This window comes from Ruminiclostridium cellobioparum subsp. termitidis CT1112 (assembly GCF_000350485.1).
GTDB classification, from domain to species: domain Bacteria; phylum Bacillota; class Clostridia; order Acetivibrionales; family DSM-1351; genus Ruminiclostridium; species Ruminiclostridium termitidis.
On the sequence record NZ_AORV01000026.1, the window covers coordinates 254,755 to 276,073 of the forward strand.

General features: G+C 38.0%; 20 protein-coding genes and 1 pseudogene. 2 read left to right on the top strand and 19 right to left on the bottom strand.

All coding sequences use genetic code 11. The features are described from left to right. Positions 1–26 precede the first annotated feature (26 nt). The 4 genes from CTER_RS08350 to CTER_RS08365 form a co-directional block, all read right to left on the bottom strand. Positions 27–254: a hypothetical protein gene (locus CTER_RS08350; RefSeq protein WP_004624729.1), complete on the bottom strand. Its 228-nt coding sequence runs from the start codon at positions 252–254 to the stop codon at positions 27–29. A gap of 214 nt (positions 255–468) precedes the next feature. After that, positions 469–1,611: a hypothetical protein gene (locus CTER_RS08355; protein ID WP_004624761.1), complete on the bottom strand. Its 1,143-nt coding sequence runs from the start codon at positions 1,609–1,611 to the stop codon at positions 469–471. A gap of 28 nt (positions 1,612–1,639) precedes the next feature. After that, on the bottom strand, positions 1,640–3,406 hold the full coding sequence (locus CTER_RS26855; protein ID WP_004624963.1) for a phage tail tip lysozyme: 1,767 nt from the start codon (positions 3,404–3,406) through the stop codon (positions 1,640–1,642). Positions 3,407–3,526: 120 nt separating this feature from the next. Continuing rightward, complete coding sequence (locus tag CTER_RS08365; RefSeq protein WP_040760553.1) at positions 3,527–3,787, bottom strand: hypothetical protein; 261 nt, start codon at positions 3,785–3,787, stop codon at positions 3,527–3,529. A 113-nt stretch (positions 3,788–3,900) separates the two neighbouring features. Here CTER_RS08365 and CTER_RS28740 point away from each other — a divergent pair. Next, positions 3,901–4,070, top strand: a pseudogene (locus tag CTER_RS28740) (IS6 family transposase); the annotation flags it as partial. 136 nt (positions 4,071–4,206) lie between these two features. On the opposite strand, the gene CTER_RS08370 reads toward CTER_RS28740, so the two are convergent. The 10 genes from CTER_RS08370 to CTER_RS08415 form a co-directional block, all read right to left on the bottom strand. Continuing rightward, positions 4,207–4,668, bottom strand: coding sequence for a VOC family protein (locus CTER_RS08370; RefSeq protein ID WP_004624924.1), 462 nt, complete (start codon positions 4,666–4,668; stop codon positions 4,207–4,209). A 38-nt stretch (positions 4,669–4,706) separates the two neighbouring features. Next, positions 4,707–5,450, bottom strand: coding sequence for an SDR family NAD(P)-dependent oxidoreductase (locus CTER_RS08375; RefSeq protein WP_004624826.1), 744 nt, complete (start codon positions 5,448–5,450; stop codon positions 4,707–4,709). Positions 5,451–5,518: 68 nt separating this feature from the next. Continuing rightward, the gene (locus CTER_RS08380; protein WP_004625022.1) at positions 5,519–6,604 is read right to left on the bottom strand and encodes a Gfo/Idh/MocA family protein; all 1,086 of its coding nucleotides are present in this window, start codon (positions 6,602–6,604) and stop codon (positions 5,519–5,521) included. A 24-nt stretch (positions 6,605–6,628) separates the two neighbouring features. Next, positions 6,629–6,994, bottom strand: coding sequence for a tautomerase family protein (locus CTER_RS08385; protein WP_004624852.1), 366 nt, complete (start codon positions 6,992–6,994; stop codon positions 6,629–6,631). A 46-nt stretch (positions 6,995–7,040) separates the two neighbouring features. Continuing rightward, positions 7,041–7,829: a carbohydrate ABC transporter permease gene (locus tag CTER_RS08390; protein ID WP_004624739.1), complete on the bottom strand. Its 789-nt coding sequence runs from the start codon at positions 7,827–7,829 to the stop codon at positions 7,041–7,043. Position 7,830: 1 nt separating this feature from the next. Then, positions 7,831–8,724 (bottom strand): carbohydrate ABC transporter permease, encoded by an 894-nt coding sequence (locus CTER_RS08395; protein WP_004625017.1) that lies wholly within the window; start codon positions 8,722–8,724, stop codon positions 7,831–7,833. A 72-nt stretch (positions 8,725–8,796) separates the two neighbouring features. Then, positions 8,797–10,155: an ABC transporter substrate-binding protein gene (locus CTER_RS08400; RefSeq protein ID WP_004625059.1), complete on the bottom strand. Its 1,359-nt coding sequence runs from the start codon at positions 10,153–10,155 to the stop codon at positions 8,797–8,799. A gap of 45 nt (positions 10,156–10,200) precedes the next feature. Then, positions 10,201–11,019 carry a sugar phosphate isomerase/epimerase family protein gene (locus tag CTER_RS08405; RefSeq protein WP_004624981.1) on the bottom strand — a complete coding sequence of 273 codons (819 nt, stop codon included), beginning with the start codon at positions 11,017–11,019 and terminating at the stop codon, positions 10,201–10,203. Between the two features lie 39 nt (positions 11,020–11,058). After that, positions 11,059–11,523, bottom strand: a complete 465-nt coding sequence (locus tag CTER_RS08410) for a VOC family protein (protein ID WP_004624908.1) — start codon at positions 11,521–11,523, stop codon at positions 11,059–11,061. 36 nt (positions 11,524–11,559) lie between these two features. Beyond that, positions 11,560–12,711, bottom strand: coding sequence for a Gfo/Idh/MocA family protein (locus CTER_RS08415; RefSeq protein WP_117387141.1), 1,152 nt, complete (start codon positions 12,709–12,711; stop codon positions 11,560–11,562). Between the two features lie 368 nt (positions 12,712–13,079). Here CTER_RS08415 and CTER_RS26860 point away from each other — a divergent pair, with 368 nt between their 5' ends. Then, positions 13,080–13,883 carry an AraC family transcriptional regulator gene (locus tag CTER_RS26860; RefSeq protein ID WP_165585953.1) on the top strand — a complete coding sequence of 268 codons (804 nt, stop codon included), beginning with the start codon at positions 13,080–13,082 and terminating at the stop codon, positions 13,881–13,883. A gap of 142 nt (positions 13,884–14,025) precedes the next feature. Here the strand turns inward: CTER_RS26860 and CTER_RS08425 are convergent, their stop codons facing one another. Genes CTER_RS08425 through CTER_RS08445 form a run of 5 tightly spaced genes read right to left on the bottom strand, consistent with a single transcriptional unit; the run spans position 14,026 to position 21,304 of the window. Beyond that, the gene (locus CTER_RS08425) at positions 14,026–17,754 is read right to left on the bottom strand and encodes a non-ribosomal peptide synthetase (RefSeq protein WP_004624855.1); all 3,729 of its coding nucleotides are present in this window, start codon (positions 17,752–17,754) and stop codon (positions 14,026–14,028) included. 46 nt (positions 17,755–17,800) lie between these two features. Then, complete coding sequence (locus tag CTER_RS08430; RefSeq protein ID WP_004624748.1) at positions 17,801–18,775, bottom strand: BtrH N-terminal domain-containing protein; 975 nt, start codon at positions 18,773–18,775, stop codon at positions 17,801–17,803. Between the two features lie 39 nt (positions 18,776–18,814). Then, on the bottom strand, positions 18,815–19,771 hold the full coding sequence (locus CTER_RS08435) for a BtrH N-terminal domain-containing protein (RefSeq protein WP_004624983.1): 957 nt from the start codon (positions 19,769–19,771) through the stop codon (positions 18,815–18,817). A 3-nt stretch (positions 19,772–19,774) separates the two neighbouring features. Next, positions 19,775–21,013, bottom strand: a complete 1,239-nt coding sequence (locus tag CTER_RS08440) for a phenylacetate--CoA ligase family protein (RefSeq protein WP_004625097.1) — start codon at positions 21,011–21,013, stop codon at positions 19,775–19,777. 39 nt (positions 21,014–21,052) lie between these two features. Beyond that, positions 21,053–21,304 (bottom strand): acyl carrier protein, encoded by a 252-nt coding sequence (locus CTER_RS08445; protein ID WP_004624824.1) that lies wholly within the window; start codon positions 21,302–21,304, stop codon positions 21,053–21,055. Positions 21,305–21,319 lie beyond the last annotated feature (15 nt).

A 21,319-nucleotide genomic window follows, 5' to 3' on the forward strand; every position in this document is an offset into this window, starting at 1 on the left:
TCATTTAATTATATCACTCGAATATTTCAATAACCCTGCAAACTTGTAACCAATTTGTAAAATGTATTAAAGTCCTCATCTATCTTTTTTAACTGACGGTTTCTTTGCCCAGAATATATGTAGTCATTTATTGTCAGCATTTTAACGTTAATAGTATTCTGTAGTTGATGCAATGTTGGACGGCGTTTCAAGCAGGGGTTCATGTTCTGTTTTGCATAGTAGGGGTTGGGGTTGGTTTTAAGGGTTTTCTTCATGAGTGGCTCCTCTCGTATTTGGATTTTGGGGTAAAAAAATAGCCCCTTGATTTAAGGGGAATTCAAACTATTACCTAAATAAATATAGTGTGCTTTTCAATGGGATTCTTACTCTATTTGTGCAATTGCGCTTCGCCCTAATATAAATTAATTCTTACATCAGAACCATTTTGTTCTCGACCTCTCAATGCAATACTTTATAGTTTTCCTCGGTTTAGTCAACATGATATTGCTCTTCTGCTGCTTTTATCAATGTATTGTTATTTTTCCATACGAGTTTTTGACTAACCACGGAGTTTGCATCTGCTTTTTGATGATTTAACAAGTAACCATCATGCACATCAAATTCCGAAATCATCTCTTCACATTTTACTTTATCAAAATCCTTGGCAGAATCATCCCAGACATATAGAGAATAACTATTATTAAAAGTACCTGGTTCCTCCAAAAATCTAATATCTGCATAACCATCCATATTGACATCTAAAATCTTAATAACCTCATCAAATTGTCCATAAGTAGATAATGTCAGAAGATTTTCAAGTTTCTCATTTTTTAAAGTAAAATGATATTGATATTCCTTGTCGCGGCTTAATTCAGCAGAATATTTTGTTCCGTTTATACCTTGAATAATATCATAATCCGCCTTTTCAAACTCACTTTTATTATAGGAAATGGTTTCATTAACAGTGGTTATATTAGAGTTCGCACATTCTATTTTTTGATTATGTACCTCATAATACTCTGAAGGATAATTTTTTAATAGATAAACTTCATTAACATCAGATTCAATTAAATAGCATGCCTCCTTATAGGAAACTACATATTTCGTCTGATCCCCTTGTGATGCAATATATAGACTGATGATTCCAGAATTATCGGTTACATTATTGTAAATATTTATTTTTTCATAATTAGGGTACCTATCACTTAAGTATGCTACGATACTATTCGTATCGTGGAGCTCTTTTTTTTCCATTTCGCGAACTGTGATGGTCATATAGGTTTTTGTCCAAGAATATCCTTCACTTTTATCAATTTCACATTTAAATGTTTCAATATTATTACTGCTTGAATCAGAGACTATATGGTAAGAGCCAATATTAAACGAAAGTTCTTCATATTGTACATTCTTATGGGTTTCATCGTCATATGTTTTAACATAATTAGATGAACTGTAGGTTGAGGCACTGGTTTGACTACTAATTAAACTACTGGCTTGACTGCTAGTTGAGCCGCTGGTCCGACTACTGTTTTGACTACTAAATGAATTTAGTTGTCTATTTGTTTCTTCATTAGTACAGCCAGCTAACATTAGTACAGCCATAATAATTAATCCTAGAGTTGTTCTTTTCATTTTCGTCACACTTCCTTACTAAGTCACATTATTTTAGGCCCATCATAACTTTATATATTCTTGCTGCACTTTTCCCCCTTGCATCAGATGAGTCTGCCTTAGGTTTTTCATATTCCTTACATACTATCCAACCCGCATAATAAGCAGCATCATCTTTTTTACTATATTTAGATAACCAATTGTTATAAACAGAATGGTACCCTCCATTCAATTCTTTAACAACCATCTTATTCTCTGCTCGACGACATTCTTGTGCTTTTGGATAATATTCTGATTTTATATTACCATGTGCATCATACTCTAGTCCACACTCTTCAATGTAACACTTAATTAAATCCATTGTACGTGAACCAGTCCATTGACAAGCACCGAGACCAAATTTACCTTTATAGTTGCCTTTTTGTAGTTCTTTTAATAAATCATACGTTTTCTTTATTCCAACTTCCGAAATATTTTTCCCAGAAAATTCATTTCTATAATTATAATGTTTATCCATATACTTCAAGTAATCCGGCTCATTCTCTGGGTGACTAATGTAGGCAGAACTTTCAAAGTGTCCAGCGGCTCCCTCGGATAACACATTACCAAGAACCCCTGATACAAATGCTGACTTATAACCCTCACTGAGTAAAATAGTAGCTATATCTAGCATTGCATCTTTCTTGTCTTTTGGCAGACCCAAACTGGAATCATTTTTTAATTTGCTTATTATGTCATTATTCGTTGCTTTGTCATTATCTTCATTTTTCTTATTATTATCAACACTTGAGTTCTGTTGTTTCTCAGGCTTATCTGTCGTTGTATTCCCTTCACTTTTGACCTCTGGGTTTGATTTCGCTGTTAATGGTAATTTTAATACCTGTCCAACCTTAATTGTATTTTTATCTTTAATATTATTTAACTTTGCCAGTTCATCTTCAGATACATTATATTTAATTGCAATCCCACCCAAGGTATCACCTTTCTTAACAACATATGTATTCTCATTTGATACCGCTCTCTGTATAATCTTTTCTTTATTCAATTCAGGCTGTGTTACATTAAGACCCGACTGTTGTACATTTGTATAACTTCTACTTTCATCAGTTAATTTCCTCCCTATAACGTCAGCTTCTTTTTCTAATCCTTCATCATCATTTACCTTCTCACCGGACTTCATCTGTAAAGTTGCTTTCACTCTCCCCTGCTTTTGCTGTACAGCATGCCAGCCCTCATGAGGGAGGTGCTTTTCCTGCCCAGGAGCGATATGTATATCATTTCCCTGAGTATATGCCAAAGCTCCAACCTGCTGTGGCTTATCAGAGTTTTGATGCACTTTTACATCTGATAGATCAACACCTGATAGTTTTTCAAGTCCTGCTTGCAAATTATGTTGCATGCCTGAGCTTGAAGCAGCAGTATTGTCATCGTCCTTCTTCATTTGTAATGGTGTTTTTTGTTCATCATTCTTAGTTTCTGAAGCTTCTTTTTTGCTATCTGAATCCTTTTTAATTTCAGATTTTAATTTCTCTAATGAAATTTTGTTTACAGCAACATTAGCCTGTTCCAGCTTTTTCTGCTTTTTGCGTTGTTTTGCCTCCTCTCTTAACTTCACTGTCTGCCGATACCCTATTGCGGATTGTAGAACCATAAATTCTTCTCTTGTTATGGCATCTGGATCATTAAGCATTATCTGCAGAAATTTCTTGTAATCTGTTGTTCTTACATTTTTTTTATTTGCAGCAGGCTTGTTCTTTTGATTATTTGTTCTGACTGGAGCCAGTTCCGGTTTTTTTACTAACATCTTGGTCTGCATTAAATCCCTCCCATAAAATCTATTCAAATATATGTAAATTTTTATGGGGTTTTAACATCCGATTTTAAAAACAAATATACTTAGCCACTATAAAATCATTAAAAAAAATTATAACAATTCTTAAACGAACAAACTCTGCTTCGATTCATCCTGCTTATGCCCCTGCCCCACCTTCTTCTCCCTCATCTTCCTCATCAGCTTACTATCCACCTTTAATCCAATTGCTGTCTTGGCAGGCGGTGGCACATTATTCTCAAATATTCTCCCCATATTCTCAACTCTTGGGCGGTTTACAATATAATCCACATAATTTTTCCGCTGCCCAATTTTATCAAGGTTCTGTTCAAGAGCAATCGATTTATCCGATGCTTCAAAATTCAACTTTTGAAGCTTATCTTTTTATTTTTAATTTCTTTCTCCTGACTCTTCCAAGTTATCCGATAAATATTTTAAAGTCAATTACTATCGACTGAAGGCAAAGATTTCAACCTTAATTGACTTTATGGAAACATTTTGAATCAGAAATAATATTGTTATGTGCCCGGTGGCATTTTAAGTATCCACTTAGTTATAGAATGCTTGTTAAAATGATGTCAGAAAGCATCTTAAACAAACGAATGATTCTTGGCGAATGTATGAAACCTACATAAAAATAAAGGGTAAAGACGGACTTTCTGGTGATAGGTATATTGATTTTGAAGTATTTGCACCGGAACCCTTACAGAAAGTAATATTTAGTAATTGCAATTTTTAGCTTATGTGCACAAAAGAGGTGACGAACGAATTCGCCACCTCTTTCATTATTTATACTGCTCTTTCACCTCAACTAAAACTCCAAGCGCTTTTGATGTGTCAAAATATTCATATGCTTCATAGCCCTTCTCGTGTTTAAAAAGTGAATCAAACCCTGCATTTTTCATAGTTTCTTCGTCAGCTTCCAAAGGTCCGTCTGACAGCAAACAAATTGAGCAGATTGACGTGCCATGTTCTTTTAACCAAGCTGCCCATGGGTCATTATTTCCCAGAGGCTGAATAATTTCAAACCAAAAATTATCGCTGAAAACACTCTCTACCTTCATTGGGGTATCAGCGATGCCGGCACCTTTATACTTCATAAAAGGTGTTCTTACCGCTTTATGCTCTGTATTCTGCCCTGCAGGCTCTTTCCCTGTGCCCAGCAAAGTTTTATATGCAGAAACTGTTTTTTCTAAATCGTCTGTTACGACAATAACCTTAACTATATTCGTTGATGATAACGCCATTTTTTTCTCCCCTGTATTATCTATTAATCTCTATTTGTTTATCTATTGGTGAAACCGCCGTCAGCAATAATTTCAGCACCTGTCACATAAGAAGATTCGTCGGATGCTAAGAACAATGCAACCGCCGCAATCTCGCCGGGCTTTCCGATATGCCCTATGGGAAGTTGCGAAACTATATTGTTTCTCAGTTCGTCATCGCCGTGCACAAAATCTGTAAATGCCTGTGTTTCAGTTGGACCGGGGCTTATAGCATTTGCTCTGATACCCTTTTCTGCAAGCTCTCCTGTGAACGAACGTGCCATAGACCTGACCGCAGCTTTCGCCGCATTATAGACAATGGCGTTTTTCCCGCCCTGAAAACCTGCAATTGATGATATCAGAACAATTGAAGATTTATCAGACATAAAAGGAATTAACTTCTGCACCGTGAAAAAAGCTGAAAAAACATTGAGGTCCATTGTCAAATGAAACTCCTCAGGTGTGATTTCTGGAATCGGGTTTTGTGGTCCGTTACCAACGATTGGTAACACCGCCTTTAATTTGCGCCCTGTCTTCTTAACAGATTCCGCTATTTTCTCCAAATCCTTTATATTTGTCGCGTCAACTTTTAGAATATCAACAACCTGACTGTTTCCCTCATATACTTTTTTTGCGGTTTCAACATCAAAATCAGCCACAATCAAATCGGCACCTTCTCTTATGAAGCGTTCTGCGATTGCTCTTCCAATTCCATTGGCCGCACCCGTGACAACGCACAATTCTTTATCCAATAATTTACTCATAAAATTCCACCTAACCCTTTCATTCGCTACTCTGTAAAATCACATAAAACTAACTGGATTTATGATCTTCATAATGTTTCTCCCTCATATTTGAAATCAAGTTGTCGTCTGATTTCATCCATAATTTTCATCACAGATAATGTGTCCTCCCAGGACATAACTGAAGATTCAACCTCACCTTCTAAAAGACACCTTTGCACCTCAGCAGCTTCAAAATGCATTCCAAAAAGCCCATCGCGACCACCTTCATAATTTTCATGCGTTTTTGAAACATACTCAAAGGTTGAACCGTCATTATAAAAGACAGTGAAGTCTGACGGCCTGTAAAATTGCCTGTGTATTTCTATTCTACCTTTTGTTCCGCAGATTGCAGCGGTGACGGGAGATGATGCGAGGGATCCAAAAGCTAACACCGCAAGTGCACCTTTGCCATTTTCATATTTTAAAATGGCAGCATCATTTGAATCCACACCTGTTGGCGTTGCAGAACCGGCAGCGATTATTCCCGTTGGGTTTCCAAGCAAAAACTGCACGAATGAAATTGGATATACGCCCAAGTCTAAAAGAGCTCCGCCTGCAAGCTCAGGTGCATATAAGCGATGTTTAGGGTCAAAAGGAAAGCAAACCCCATGGTCAGCAATTATCTGCACAATGTCCCCTATTTCGCCCCTGTCAATCAACTCTTTTACCTTGATGATATGCGGCAGAAATCGTGTCCAATACGCCTCCATAACAAATAGATTTTTCTCTTTAGCTAAATCTAAAATTTCTTTCGCCTGCTTGTAATTTTGTGTAAATGCCTTCTCAACCAAAATAGGCTTATTGTGCTGCAAGCACTGCATCGCCCACTCATGGTGCTGTGCATGTGGAGTTGCAACATAAATCACATCAATGTCAGGATCTTTCATAAGCTCTTCGTAAGAACCATACGCTTTTTTTATTGACGGAAACTCACTCCTAAATGCCTGCGCCTTTTTTAAATCACGGGAACCAACAGCAGCGATGTTTCCACCGGCTTTGATCACCTGTGCGGAAAAGCAGCTTGCAATCCAGCCAGAACCAAGGATACCCCATCTATGCGTATCAGGCATTTTTTCATCCAGCCTGACAGGATAAGACCTGTCCGGTAAAAATTCTTTTTTTACATTTTCCATAACTTTACATGAACCCTTCTGCAATCAAACTTCTCTTTCGCCAAGCGACCAATTTTCAGTACTGTTTTCAACAACACAAACTAAAATATCATCGCGCCTGATTCCAATGTCAACAAGCCTTTTTGTTAGTTCCTTATATGTTTTTTTCTTTTGCTCAAGTGAAAACATATTAACCATTGTAATCCTAATGATTATCAAATCGTGTCTGTCGCGATTGCCATAAGTCGGCGAAAAAATAATCTCCCCTTCATCATGCGGTCTAAACACTTGGAAAAGATCAGTTGTATCCATACCCAGACCTGCAACCAGCGAATTATGAATTGCACTTGATATTTCTTTTCCCTTATCCTTAAACACTGACCTTTTTAAGTCAACTTGAATCAACGGCATAATTAATTATCTCCTTCTTTTCACTATTATTCTGCTCTTGTTTCGATTATTTCAGAGCACCCGCACTCATGCCTTTTTCAAAATTCTTCTGCATGAACAAATAAACAATAATCTCAGGAACTGCAGTGAGCACAGCTGCCGCCAATATCTTCGTCTGGTCATTTGTAAACTCACCCTGGAAGTATTGTGGAAGCAGCGTTACCGTCTGCATATCCGGGCTTTGCAGGAACAGAAGTGGCATGAGATATGCGTTCCATGAGTTGATGAGTGTCAAAACAATAATTGATGATGCAATTGGCTTTGTAAGCGGAAGGATGACATACCAAAACGTCAAAAAAATACCCGCACCGTCAATTCTTGCTGCCTCCATTAACTCATTAGGAATTCCACTGTCAAAATTTCTGGTAAGCAGAATTGTAAATGGCAGCTGCAATGCTGCAATAGGTAAAATTACAGCCAGGAAGGTGTTAAATAGATGCATCTTTTGGAATGTTACAAACAAAGGAGACAACAAAATTACTTCAGGTAAAGTTAACGCAATAAGAATTAACCAAAAGAATACTTCTTTTCCAAACATCTGTAATTTTGCAAACCCAAAGCCAGCTGTCATACTCAATATATAAACCAACAAAATTACGCCGGATGATATGATGAATGAATTTCTAAAATAGATTGGAACTACACCTGTGTCCCAAACCACCTTATAATTTAAAAACCCTGTTCCACCGAGAGAGCCAAGAAACATTTGAACAAGTGGAATCGCATAAGGTATGGTTAGTATCAGTAGAATGATTTGCAAAATGACTTTACTTTTTAAGGTTCTAATTTCAAACATTTTATTTCTCGTCTCCTTTATTAACCTTATTTATAAGTATTGCACCGCAGAATGCGAGTACAAGGAGCATTACTGATATTGCAGCTGCATAGCCAAGATGCGATTGCCTTATTCCCTGCCTGTAAATATATGTGCCTAAAAATTCTGTTGCGTGATTTGGCCCGCCAGTCGTAATCAGATAAGGAATATCAAATGTTTTCAAAGCACCTATGATCCCAAGCATTGCAAGAGAAACTGTCGTGCCTTTGCAGTTTGGCAATACAATGCTCAATAAAGTTCTAAAGTTTCCTGCTCCATCCAGGCGCGACGCCTCAAGCATTTCTTTATCTATTTGGCTCATTGCCGCATAATATAGAATGAAACTCATTCCTGTGAACTCCCAAATCGCAACAATCATGAGAATGAAAAGTGCCGAATTGGGTTTTGCCAACCAATCAACAGTTATGCCTAAATGAAGTATGTCAAATATATCCTGCAGAATTCCCTGAGGAGAGAACAACAATCTAAACACTGGCGCCATAGTCGCAGGTGCCAGGATTGTTGGTATAAAAATCAAGCACTTATGCAATGTAGCAAGCTTTACTTTTGTGTGCAAAATTGCGGCAAATATAAAACCTAAAAAGTTTTGAATTAAAAATGTAAAAATGAAATAAACAATTGTATTTTGTATAGCTTTCCAAAAAACCCAGTCAGAAAAAAGTGCCTTGGTATAATTACTTATCCCCACTTCTGTCTGAATTGGATCAAGCCCATTCCAATCTAAAGTAGACAGCTTGAATGTATAAAATATTGAATAATATATAATACCTACAATAAAAACAAATGCTGGAAGAATCCACGGAAATCCGTTCATTTTATTGGATTTCAATGTTTTATCCTTTTTCATGTTATTCATGTTTATACTTCTCCTCAACACTTAATGATAGGGGCACTAGAAAAAATAGGCCCCTATAAAAAATATTATCTCTTACTTACTATCAGCTTGAGTCCCTGCAAGTTGAGCAGCACCATCTTTAGGAGTGATAGTTCCTCCTGCCACGCCAGCCAATACATCCATCATTTTTTGGTTCATATCTGCATTTATTTCTGCAAAACGAGGGTTATCGCCACTTCCCATTGATTTTTCAATATATTTTTTGATTACTTCGTTTTGTTTCTCAGGATTTACAAGTTTTACTTTGTCCCAATTCGGAGTTGCTGATTTTAAAGAAGGAACAACGTTTAAGGAATCTGCAATGATCTGTTGACCACTCTGAGAGGTTCCAAGCCAAACAGCAAATGTAGTTGCAGCCTTAACATTCTTTGATGTTGCAGACACTGCGGTTGAATAGTCTAAATCGCCAAACATGGATCCTGTTTTTCCCGTTCCGGCAATATCAGGGAAATCAATTGGAATCATTGTGAACGGCTCTTCTTTTGAAGATGCAGCCTCAATAGAAGCCTTCATGGTATCAGGCAAAGTGTTTGATGTATACCAGGACCCCATCATAACCATAGCAGCCTTTTGAGACATAAATAAATTGTTTGCTTCTGGATATTGTTTAAGGCCAAGAGCACCCTTTTGCATAATTCCGTCATCAAACAGCCCTTTCCATAGTTCTAATGCTTTGACAATTGAGTCATCAGTCCATTCAACCTCGCCTCTTGCTGCTTTTGTGAAAGTACCAGGGCTTACATTATCAGCAATTGCATGGAAAGTGTCCATGTTAAATGCACCTTGACCTGCTCCCTGCACAAAACCATCGATACCATGTTCTTTAAAAACTTTACAAGCCTCTTTCCATTCAGCTAAATTAGTAGGAGCTTTTACATTATATTTATCAAAAAGATCTTTGTTAATCCAGAGATTTCCTGAATATACAGTTCCGACGCCAAGTGCTTTCAACTGACCATTGACAGTCATTGTGGTGATTGATGCCTCGTTGAGCTTGTCTTTATAATTATCGCCTAAAGCCTTTTTTACAGCATCAGTCAAGTCAATTGCCTGTCCTCCAAAAACTTTAACGCCGCCATTTCCTGAACCCGCTGAAACCTCAAAAGCATCAACACCCTTGCCATTTGCTAAAGCCGGTTTGATAGCCGCATCATAATCATCTATAGATGTTTGTTTCCACGTAACTTTTATATTTGGATATTCTTTGTTAAATTCTGCAATATATTGTTCATTAGTTGGGGAACCCGGCGTCCACCCCCACCAAACTACTTCGCCTGACGTTTCAGAGGAAGTATCTTCTGTCTTTTTACTGCCGCCACATCCTGCCAACACAGTTGTCATCATAACCATTAAAGCAACTAAGATCACTGCTAAAACTCTTGTCTTTTTCATTTTACCCTCTCCTTTTAAATTATTATTACTCACTATATATAACGCTTAGGGCGTCATTAGAGCCTTTATGTACGTGACACTATTTAAATATTCTTCATCTGTGTTAAGATGCTCTATGATAAACGGCATATTTTCATCAAAGGATAATCCTTTTTCGATTAGGTGCTTGATATTTATCCCTCCGTTTCCGGCACTGGTTTCCCTAAAAAACAGCGTATACTCGTCCTCCATTTTGACATTTTTCAGATGGCAGCTTTTTATATGCTCACCCAGTTTCTCGAAGCATTCACATATAAACTCCTCATTAAAGAAATACCTTCTTGGTGTTGTTATCCAGTTAAAAATGTCCATATGAACAGCAAATCTATCTCTGTCCACAGACTCAAGCAACTGCAGATATTCATCCGGTCCAGTCGGGAACATCCATGGCATTGACTCGATTGTAAAATACGTGTTCTTAGGATTCACCTCATCTATGATCTCCTGAATAGTCTTTACACCCAGTTTCCAGGTTTCCTTTGTAAAATTATCTTTATAAGCACCATCCCAGCGAGGGCCTCTTGCCCCTATAATATTCACACAACAGCGAGAACCTATCCTGTCAGCAAGTTCAAGCTGCCCCACGGCGTACTTGACAGCCTTTTTACGCGCATCTTCATTTAAATCCAATGTATTGCGCCAAACCCCGACCTCTGCTATCACAAGGTTGTTTTTTTTTGCTTCTTTAACATACTCCTCAATAAGCGCATCATCATTTTCGTAAGAGAGTGGGAAATTTATAGTTCCAAGTCCTAGGGTTTTATGTTTCATAGCCCATTCCTTTGGACTGCTGTGTTTTAATGGTGAAGATGTCCCAAGTCTCATATTAGCTTCATGCCTTTCTATTTATAGTTAGGGTTAATATTACTTCTTGTAACTCTCGAGAAGCTCAATTACACATTTTAGCTCCGGAGCATCAAAATAATTGTATTCGCCGCTGCCATCACCATAAACACCTCTTTGAACCAGCTTTAAACCGGCAGCTTCAGCATTAACAACAGCAGTTTTTGAATCCTTAACCTGAAATGCAACGTGGTGAATGCCCTCGCCCTTCTCCTCAAGATAGTTTCTCCAAGTTGAAGGTTCTTCGTTAGGCTGAATCAGTTCAAGCTGCAGTCCCGGGCCAACGTCAAAGAAAGCCATCCAACAATATGCATTTGGAGCGGGTTCACCTTTAAACTTTGTTCCTGTAACCGCATAATCACCAATAGGTTGCGTCTCAGGTACGTCAACACCTAAAAACTCAGCCCACTTTTTCTTTGTTGCCTCCACATCTTTAACGATAAATCCCACCTGTGCTACTAAATTTGTTCCAATTACTCCTGACATTTTCTGTCTCCTTTCATGACTTTACTCAGTCAAATATTAAACTTTATCCATATATCCACCTGGTTTTAAAGGCTCCGGCCTCTCACAGGTAGTTATCATTTTGTAAAACTCGCCATTTTCAGATGAAAGCATCATTCCCTCTATGGCTTCGGTAATGTGCATTATTAAACTGCCATTTGCTCTATTATTCGAGTTCGTTTCTATAGCTTTCGCAAGATCAAGCACGCCTAAGCCCCTTGAATAATCTTTAACTCTGGGAAAAAGCTCTGGAAGCTCATAGAACCTATCTTTTCGCGCCATAGCTTCATCTGTTTTTTGATAAACTGTGTCGGTATATTGTTCTTTCCTATACACTCTGGGAGTGCCGCCGCCAAAGTTCGGATCCGGATAGGTGAGCGTGCCGCCATCTCCATAAATTTCAAACATCGGAAGGTTCGACCTGTAAATATCAAAACTTACGTTAAAATTCACAACTACGCCGCTTTTTAATTTCAATATGGAAGAGTAATGAGTGGGGATTTCTACTTCAATATCAGTTCCGGCCTCCCGTCCCACATATATATGTCTGGTATCGCTGCCCTTTGCATCAAGAGCCGCAATGCTCTCTATCGGTCCTAACAGGGATACAATTGCAGAGAGATAATACGGTCCCATATCAAATAAAGGGCCGCTGTACTTCGTATAAAAAGGTGCAGGGTTGGGGTGCCAGGTTTCAACCCCGAAAGTGGTCATATTCGCCGTGACAAAGAAAGGCTTTCCTATAAGATTGGCATCAAGATAATATCTCATGCTCTGAAGCCCTGACGCTAAAAAGGTGTCCGGTGCACAACCAACTTTAACACCCTTTGCAGCTGCTAAATCCAATACTTCCTTTGCAGCTTTTAAATTGGGTGCAAACGGTTTCTCGCTAAAAAGATGTTTACCGGCTGTTATTATCCGTTTGCCCAACTCAACATGAAACTGTGGTGGTGTGAGATTTATTACAATCTCAACTTCATCATCATTTAACAATTCTTCAGTCGTGTATGCCTTTCTTATACCAAACTCCGATGCCAGTTTTTGCGAAAGCTCTACATCTATATCTGCACAAGCGATTACTTCAAGATTTTTGTAAAATGCTTTTATATCGGCAAGATATGTCCTGCTTATAACTCCCGATCCAAGTATACCCACTTTAAATACTCGCAAAATATTACCCCTTTCCTGTTAAAGTTATATATATGCAAACCATTTCTACGTGTCTTGCTATTAATATATTATCAATTTTACATCCTGCTTACTCTTTAAAAATTCTGTAGTACCTGTGCATATATTGTTATAATTATTTTCGTTGTATATATTGTACCTATAAAAAAACATTGATATTGAAGCCCTTTGTCAACTTTGTATGCATATCCTTCTTTTAGACATATCAAATATTGCTATTTGATATCATAACTGATAGACTAATTATGTATACAAAGCTTCACCTATATAACCAATAAAGGAGATTTTTGCTTATGCATACGAAAAATTATTTCGAGAAATTGAATTTTACCAGTGGGAAGAAAATTAATGTGTCAAAAAAAATCGATATAAATTTTTCTAATACGATGCATTGGCATCCTTTTATCGAAATACTTTTAAGCCTTTATGATAATAATGAAGTAACGATTAATTTCACCGAACATGTTCTTAAAACTAATGACCTGGTCATAATTTACCCTGGTGACTTGCATTCGCTTGATCATGTAGCTGAAAATGCTTTTATACTCGTTCAGTTCCCTCTTGACTTACTGATGATTATGAGTGAGTTTAATAGCAATTTTTCTGTGTTTAGCCAGTATCAGTGCATTAAATATGACCCATCGAATATTGATGCCGACAGAATGATTTTTTTAATAAAAAGATTGCCCGAACTTTATTTTTCCGACACGCTTTTTAATGAAGTTCGTATATATTCCCTTCTCCTGGAGTTTTTTGTAAAACTCGGACAATACTGCGTCAATGCCAAGAAAGAAGAATTCTCTGATGATGCAAAAACAGATTATAAGTCTACCAAGCTAATTACAGAAGCTTGCCTTTATATATCACAAAACTGTACTAAACCTCTTACACTCGACGATGTTTCTCATCACATAGGGGTCAGCAAGTCCCATTTCTCACATTTATTCAAAAAATATACCGATATGACCTTTATAGATTTTCTCACTACTGAGCGTATCAAGAGAACAGAATTTTTGATTTCGAACCCAAAAGCACACATAATTGATATTGCATTTGACTCAGGATTTTCAAGCCTGTCTTCATTTAACCGTGCTTTTAAAAAAATAAAAGGGATTTCTCCCAGCGAATTTAGGGAAAGGATGACTAATAAGTAAGCGTAAAATAGCCCCCATCTAGATAATAGTTTTCCTGCCTCTAGTTGAATTTGTAAACCAAGTAGGATTTAGAACATAGTCCCACTTTTTGGATATAAGGTTAGATATTCTCTTCACCATTGAGAGAATTTTTTTCAAGTGCTTAAGTAAAGTTCAATTTTAATTGTTTAACTACCTTTTGTAAAATTTCATATTCTGTTTTCTTAACTTCATTGATCTTATTAATAACACTATGAAGCATAGACTTCTGCTCTTGGGACAGCCTTTTGGCATCAAACTCCGCAAAGGATTGCGCAAGGTACTCGAGTCTGATATCATTCCATCTCTCTACAATTCCCATGTATTGTTTATGAAGTCCGGTAATTTTTCCTGATAACTGATATTTTGAGATTACATATCCAAGCCTGTCATATAAACATTTTTTATGCTCGGACAATAAATGGAGTGCTCTATAATCAATTGTCAGCTTTCCCTCTAACAAACGATGTAAATTTCCAATAAGTACATCGTATGCCTTAAACCCGTATTCTACTTGTTCCGGCTGATACTCAAACGAATAAAGTCTCCTTAAGTCACTTCTTGAAAGGAGGTAATCCTCTAATTCATTTATAAACCTAGTTGTACTAAAAGGGAATTCTCCGTCAAAACTTTTGGGTCTGATCAGTTGTACAGCTGACCAGTCACACCATGGGGCATAACTTTTATAATGGATTTTCCCGTTCTCATAAGCATCAGTAAACTCGCTATAGTCAAAAGTGAGTCCCGTAAAAAGTCTTTCCTGGTTAAACCCGATGGCTTTTATTTGTTTCGTCGTATTGTCATATCCATAGATCAGTGAAGAATGCACAAAATGATTTTTTTGGTAGTCCCATTTGTTTGGAAGATAGAACTCATCTACATTCATCACCAGGTAATATCCCATATTAAGCTTCTCTATTATAAATTCAAGGATAGATTTTTCATTTTTTAATAAATGATACCCCAAACAAACCACGTCTGCGATTTCAATAAAGCAATCTCTGGGTTCAAGGTAGTTGAGTTCCACATATCCATTGGAATCTGTAAATGAAAAAACCTGTATAAAGTTATTGAAGTACCATGGAAGATACTTATCGCAAGCAAGTATCGCACATAGAGGCAAGCTTCTATGAAGGTATGTTGTTATATCCCTCTGCATTACCACCTTGAGTTCCTTTGATACAGGGTATTCTTCAATTCCTACGGTTAACGCCATATCTACCCCTTTGCAGTCCACTTGTACCTGATAGTCTTTCAGGTTGTATTTTTCCTGTACCGCTGCAAACTGGTCAAAGGTTTCCTGCTGTCCGCCGGTTTTCCATGTATCCATCATTTCTTTAATCGTTGTGTATCTAAATATATCCGATATAGACAGATTCATGCCGATCCCGGCTGCTCTGGCAACCACCTCCACCGCCTTGATGGAGTCCCCTCCCAGATTAAAGAAATTATCTTCAATACCCACTTTATTAAGTCCCAATACATCACACCATATTTCAGCCAGCGAATCTTCCTGTTCATTTCTGGGAGGGATGAATTCCGCTCCTGTATTAATAGATGAGGTATCCGGCTCAGGAAGTTTCTTTTTATCAATCTTTCCATTCGGTGTCAGAGGCATTTTATCGAGACGGATAAAGTATGATGGAACCATATAGCCTGGTAATTCCTTTAGAATATGTTCTTTTAATTTGGCTACTGTTAATTCCCTATCCGAAACCAAATAAGCACAAAGGTATTTACCCTTATTTTTATCTGTCATATCCATGACAATGGCTTCACTGATATGCTCATACTTCATTAACCGGTTTTCTATCTCTCCCAGCTCTATTCGATAGCCACGAATCTTTACCTGATTGTCAACCCTGCCCAGAAAGTCAATGTTTCCGTCAGGAAGCCACCTTGCCAAATCCCCGGTTTTATAGATTCTATCCCCTTTTACAAATGGGTTGTCTATAAATTTTTCCGAGGTCAGGTCCTCCCTGTTTAAATATCCTCTTCCAACACCATCTCCTCCAACCCACAACTCTCCATATACGCCCACGGGCTGTAAATGATGATATCGATCAACAATATAGGCGGTAGAATTGCTGATGGGTTTTCCTATGGGGATGCTTTCCTCATATATTCTGTCAATTGGGAAGCATGTTGAAAAAGTTGTATTCTCTGTAGGCCCATACCCGTTAATAATTTTAAGATCAGGGCATTTCTCCATTACATGATTGATGTGTCTGGGTGAAAGTGTATCCCCCCCCACAAGAAGGAATTTAAGCCCTGCAAACATTTGGGGGCTTTTATCGGACAGCTGGTTAAACAGTGGGGATGTCAGCCATAATATTGTTATCTTATTTTCTAAAAGGACGTTCTGAAGCTTTTTGGCATCCAAAATGACATGCTCTTCTGTCAGGTATAAGCTTAGCCCGTTTAAAAGTGCTCCCCAGATTTCAAAGGTACAGGCATCAAAAACAATGGCACCTGTTTGAAGAATTCGATCCTCCTGAGTAAATTGGATATAGTTGGTGTTTTTGACCAGCCTTACAACATTCCTATGTTCGACCATCGTACCTTTTGGCTTGCCGGTAGAACCGGAAGTATACATAATATAAGCCAGGTGATTGGGGGCACCTGTACATCCAGCTTCAATGTCCTCTGCCTGGCATGGTGAATGTTTATCCAGGAATACTGTCTCCGGTACCTGGACGCCAAAAACAGGGTCAAGATCTGACGTAGTCAGCAGCACCCTTGCCCCGCTGTCCTGAAGCATATAACATTTTCTTTCGTCAGGGTAGCCCGGGTCAATAGGAAGGTATGCCCCTCCGGCCTTTAATATAGCCAGCATACCAACAATAGACTCAATGGAGCGTTGTACCATAATAGCTACGATACTTTCAGAGCCTGCACCCCTTTCTTTCAATATTGAAGCCAGCCAATTTGCCCGTAAATTGAGTTCCTTATATGTCAGCTTTGTATGTCCAAATACAACGGCTATCTGATTAGGAGTTTTGTTTACCTGCTCTTCAAATAACTGGTGTATCGTTTTATTACGGGGATATTCGGTTATCGTATGATTAAAGGAACCTATAATCATATTTTTTTCTTTTTCAGTTAACAGGTCTATCTCATAAACTTTAACCTCATCCGTTTGTGTTACTATTTGTGCTACTTTAGTAAAATGGTCTCCCGCGGCTTCTACTAATTTTTTGTCAAAGACAGCTGCATTATAGCTAAACTGAATGCACATCTTATTTTCAAAAGCTATTTTGATTGAAAAATCATAATCATGCTGTTCTTGACCCCCACAATGCCTCATGCTATTTTGAAGCGCAGATTTTTCACCTTTTCCCTTTATAGTTTGCTTACCAATGAACATAATATGGGTGGCAAGCTTCCGGTTCTCTACCAAACGTGATTGGATTTCGTTAATATCCATAGTTCCAGCCTGTCCCGCTTTTGATTTATGTGCTTCCAAACATGCCAGAAGCTGATTGAAACAGGTGTCTCCATCACATTTGACTCTTAATGGAACAACTGTGTCCTCTTCCTGATTTTTCTTCACTACCAATCCAAATAATACGTCGTTAGTATTATTGTATTTTTGGAGGATAATTCCCCAAATAGCTTCCGCTATTATATCCATGGATACATGATGCCTTAGGGCCATTTCCTTCATGTTTTGGGTCAGCTTTTCATTCAGCTCAATGAAAACCTCTTCCTGTATATAAATATTACTTTTGTTAGCTTTGTTGAATTTCGGAATGATCGTATCTTGTTCAAAGCCGCTAAGATATTCCTTCCAGTATGAAAAAAACTCTTCATTTTCCGGTCTGTTTGTTTTTTTGTTTACACAGGTTTCCATCGTTAACCCACCTTGTCTACCTACCTGATACGATAGGTATGTCTTTTTAATATCTGTTGAAATGATCCAGCATTTCTTTCGCTATACTTTCTTCAAATTCTGCAAGACGTCTTATGTCACTTACAATTTGAACTGTGAATTCTTCTGGGTTTTCACTGTCACAGGCACTGGCCAGTAACCTTCTTATTCTTCTCCATCCCCAGCCTGCTTTTTCTACTTGCTTTGAGAAATAAGACAGGTTATTTCCGGAAAAGCGCTTTTCAAGATAAAGAAGAACACTTGCAAAATGCAGTCTGCGGGCACCAATATCCGATATGCGCAAAATGATTGGAGAAACCCATATCATTGTTTCAAAACCTTCGATTTCTTTCTTAAGGTTAAACGAACTCTCCATCTGGTCCGCAAAAGCTCGCATTCCTTTAATTCCGTTGATATCCCCCTCATCTCTGAGGATCGTCAATGCTGCATTTTTAAGAATTTCATGAAGGCTAATACTTACCAGCTTTTTTGTATTGCGGACCAGGGTGATACACTTTGCATTTCCCTTAATAAAATTATCCATAGGTAGTGGATTGGCAAGACTGTTTACAAACGGGTCCAGACAATAAACCGCTCCCTTTTCTTCATCAATCGCTATAGCCAGACTATAGTGTTCAAAATGATATTTGCCGAAAACATCTTTCCAGGGTGCATAGAACGCATCAAGGCTCAGTATGACAGGCCTTCCTTCAGCTAATTCGTTTCTTAAAATATTCTTCTGCAAATCGGTATCCTCTTCCAAATGCACGGTAGGTATAATCCCATAGTATTTTCGGAGACATTCCCAAACCTTGTATTCTCCTCCCCCTATCCAGTTACCGAGGATTTCAGAGGGTTTATCTTCTGGCGGCAGATAGGTAAAGCCCCAGCCTTCCGAAAACATCAAAACATATTCCTGCTGCCAGGTCTCCATCAACGATACCAGAACGTTTTCCAGGCAGTTATAATGCTCTTCACGAATAAACTTAAAATTATCAATCATTGAACTAAAACTCCTTAAACAACAAATCGTACATTCTTTTCAACCAACTATCAATGAAAGTTCATGCGCCAATTCTTTTTCCTCCATTGCCAATGTTCTTACTTCATTTGCAAATAGAAGTATTTTCTTTTTCTGTTCTTTGCTTTCGATAGATTTTACCAGTACTTCCCTGTTTTTTTTCCATCCTTCTCCAACCTTTTTCATATTGTGTGAAAGCTCCACCAGTCTCAAAACATTATTTCGTTCTCCCAGATATTCCATCAACCGTGCGAAATTCAACCTGCGGAAAAATACTTCTGCCAACTGCATGAAGATTGGTGAGTTATATTTTAATTCTTCAAAGCCTTCAATCTCTGCCTTCAAATCAATGGTGTGTTCCACCTCATCTGCAAATATTCTCATCGCATCAAAGGCCCCTGAATCCTGCGCTTTCGAAACAGCATTTTTTATTATCTCACGCCAGTCAAGCTCCGGTTCTTTTTCAGTAAGGGAAAAGGTAATGCATTTTGCCATGGATAATTTAAAATTTTTCACTGGAAACGGATTAATATTCTGATTCCAATAAGGATCCACCACATGGATAATCTCCCGGTCTTCATCCATATCCACTACAATTAAAAAATGCTTCATATGTAACTTTCCATAGACATTCGTCCAGGGAACGTAATAACCATCCAACCACAAAACCGTAGGTTTGCCATCAGCCAATTCTTTTTTCAATATCTCAATCTGCTGGTCCATTGTATGACTGAAATGACATTTGGACTTGATTCCGTGATATTTTTCCAAACTAACCCAGGCATTATATTCTCCTGCTTCTACCCTATTACCAATAATTCTCTTTCTCGAAGAACCTGCTGAAGGAAAGAAAGCAAAATTCCAGGCATCTGCATAAATTAGCATATGTTCTCTTTCGAACCCTTTTGCTATACATGCAACAACATCCTCCAAACAGTTATATAACTCATCATGATGTGGTTCAAACCCCTGTAACATCTTTTATCGCTCTCCTTCTCCAGCTTTAACAAAAGAATAGAATGTCTTGATCTTACCCGACGGAAGCGGCGGAATATCTTCCACAAACTTGAATTCAACCTCCACTTCGCTGCCAATTCCTATATGGATATAATCCAGCAGAATCCGCGCAGCCTCGTCCGTATAGTTTGGCAGCTTAACAATATACATAATAAACTTATTCAATTCCACTTGTTCCACCCGGAAGCTATCGATACAGTCCATTCCCCTGTTGATTAATTTGTAAACGCCCCTTTTAAAGAAAATTTCTCCAAGGACTTCCTTTGTTCCGGCAATCATATCGCCTGTCCTTCCGCCATAAAGTGTAATCACCTGTGATGATTGTCCACATTCACAATCTATGTTTTCTACCTTTCCAAGGTCCTGAATATTGTAACGGAGGATTGGCATCAGCTTATTATATAGACTTGTTACAGTAATCTCCCCAATGTCTTTTTCTCCATGCAGTATACTGTGGTTGGTCGTTTCAGCATACATCAGATCTTTCTGAACATGGAGATGGCCCATCCGGCATTCATAGGCAATACACCAGGTTTCAATGGTTCCATAGTGGTTAATCGTCTTGCATCCAAAGATTTCTTCGATATATTGCCTTCTGTTTTTGTCTGCAAATTCTCCTGCCAACTCTAAAAACTTAATTGTCCCCTTGTTATAGGACATTTCTCCATTTTGAATCAGTTTTGCATATTTTTCAAATGTAGAAACAGGCCCTGAAAGCCATCTTGGGGACAATGCCAATATCCGGCCGAAACACCTTTTCATGTGGTCTTTTTCAAAATTCAGAAGATTTCCAACCTTTTTGTATGTATTTACATCATGGAGTGACAGGTAATTTGTAATATCAACTTCAGAATCCCATATTCGCCTCTGTTTCCAAATATTCAACATGGCAATCATCCGTTCGGCCCTGGTTTTCTGGCAATTGACAGGTATTCCTGTTGAACCGCTGGTCAACTCTCCAAATTTCTCTTCTTTGGTATCTGAAAAATAGATTGAATAATTTTTCCTGATATCTTTTTTTGTGGTAATAGGCAGTTTCAGAAAATTTTCATCTATACTGGCATCAAGATTAACGTTATTTTTCAGGAAAACTTCTCTGTAATACTCATTATGCGTATTCAGATGGTTAAGAATGCCAGCCAGCTTTTCCTTTTGAGCCGGATTTGGCATCATGAGGTGCCTATCACAAGTTTCCAGCATCATTTTATCCCCCCGTAAATCTATTTAATATTCTAAAATGCATCAGCAAGCTTTGCTTTCTATATACTCCCTTAAAGCACTGTATTTCGTCAGGGTCTCAATTACAAGATATTCATTTTCAACGATCATCTCAAATTCCCTTTCGATATCGGCAATCAGCCTTAATACCTGTATGGAGTCAAAAAGGAAATCCCCGATAAGGTCAGAATCGTCATGAATTTCGTCAATAGAAAGCCCTATTCTCATATTCCTCGCAATAATTTGTTTTAGCTTTTCATCTACACATTCTTTCATAAAAACGCCATCCCC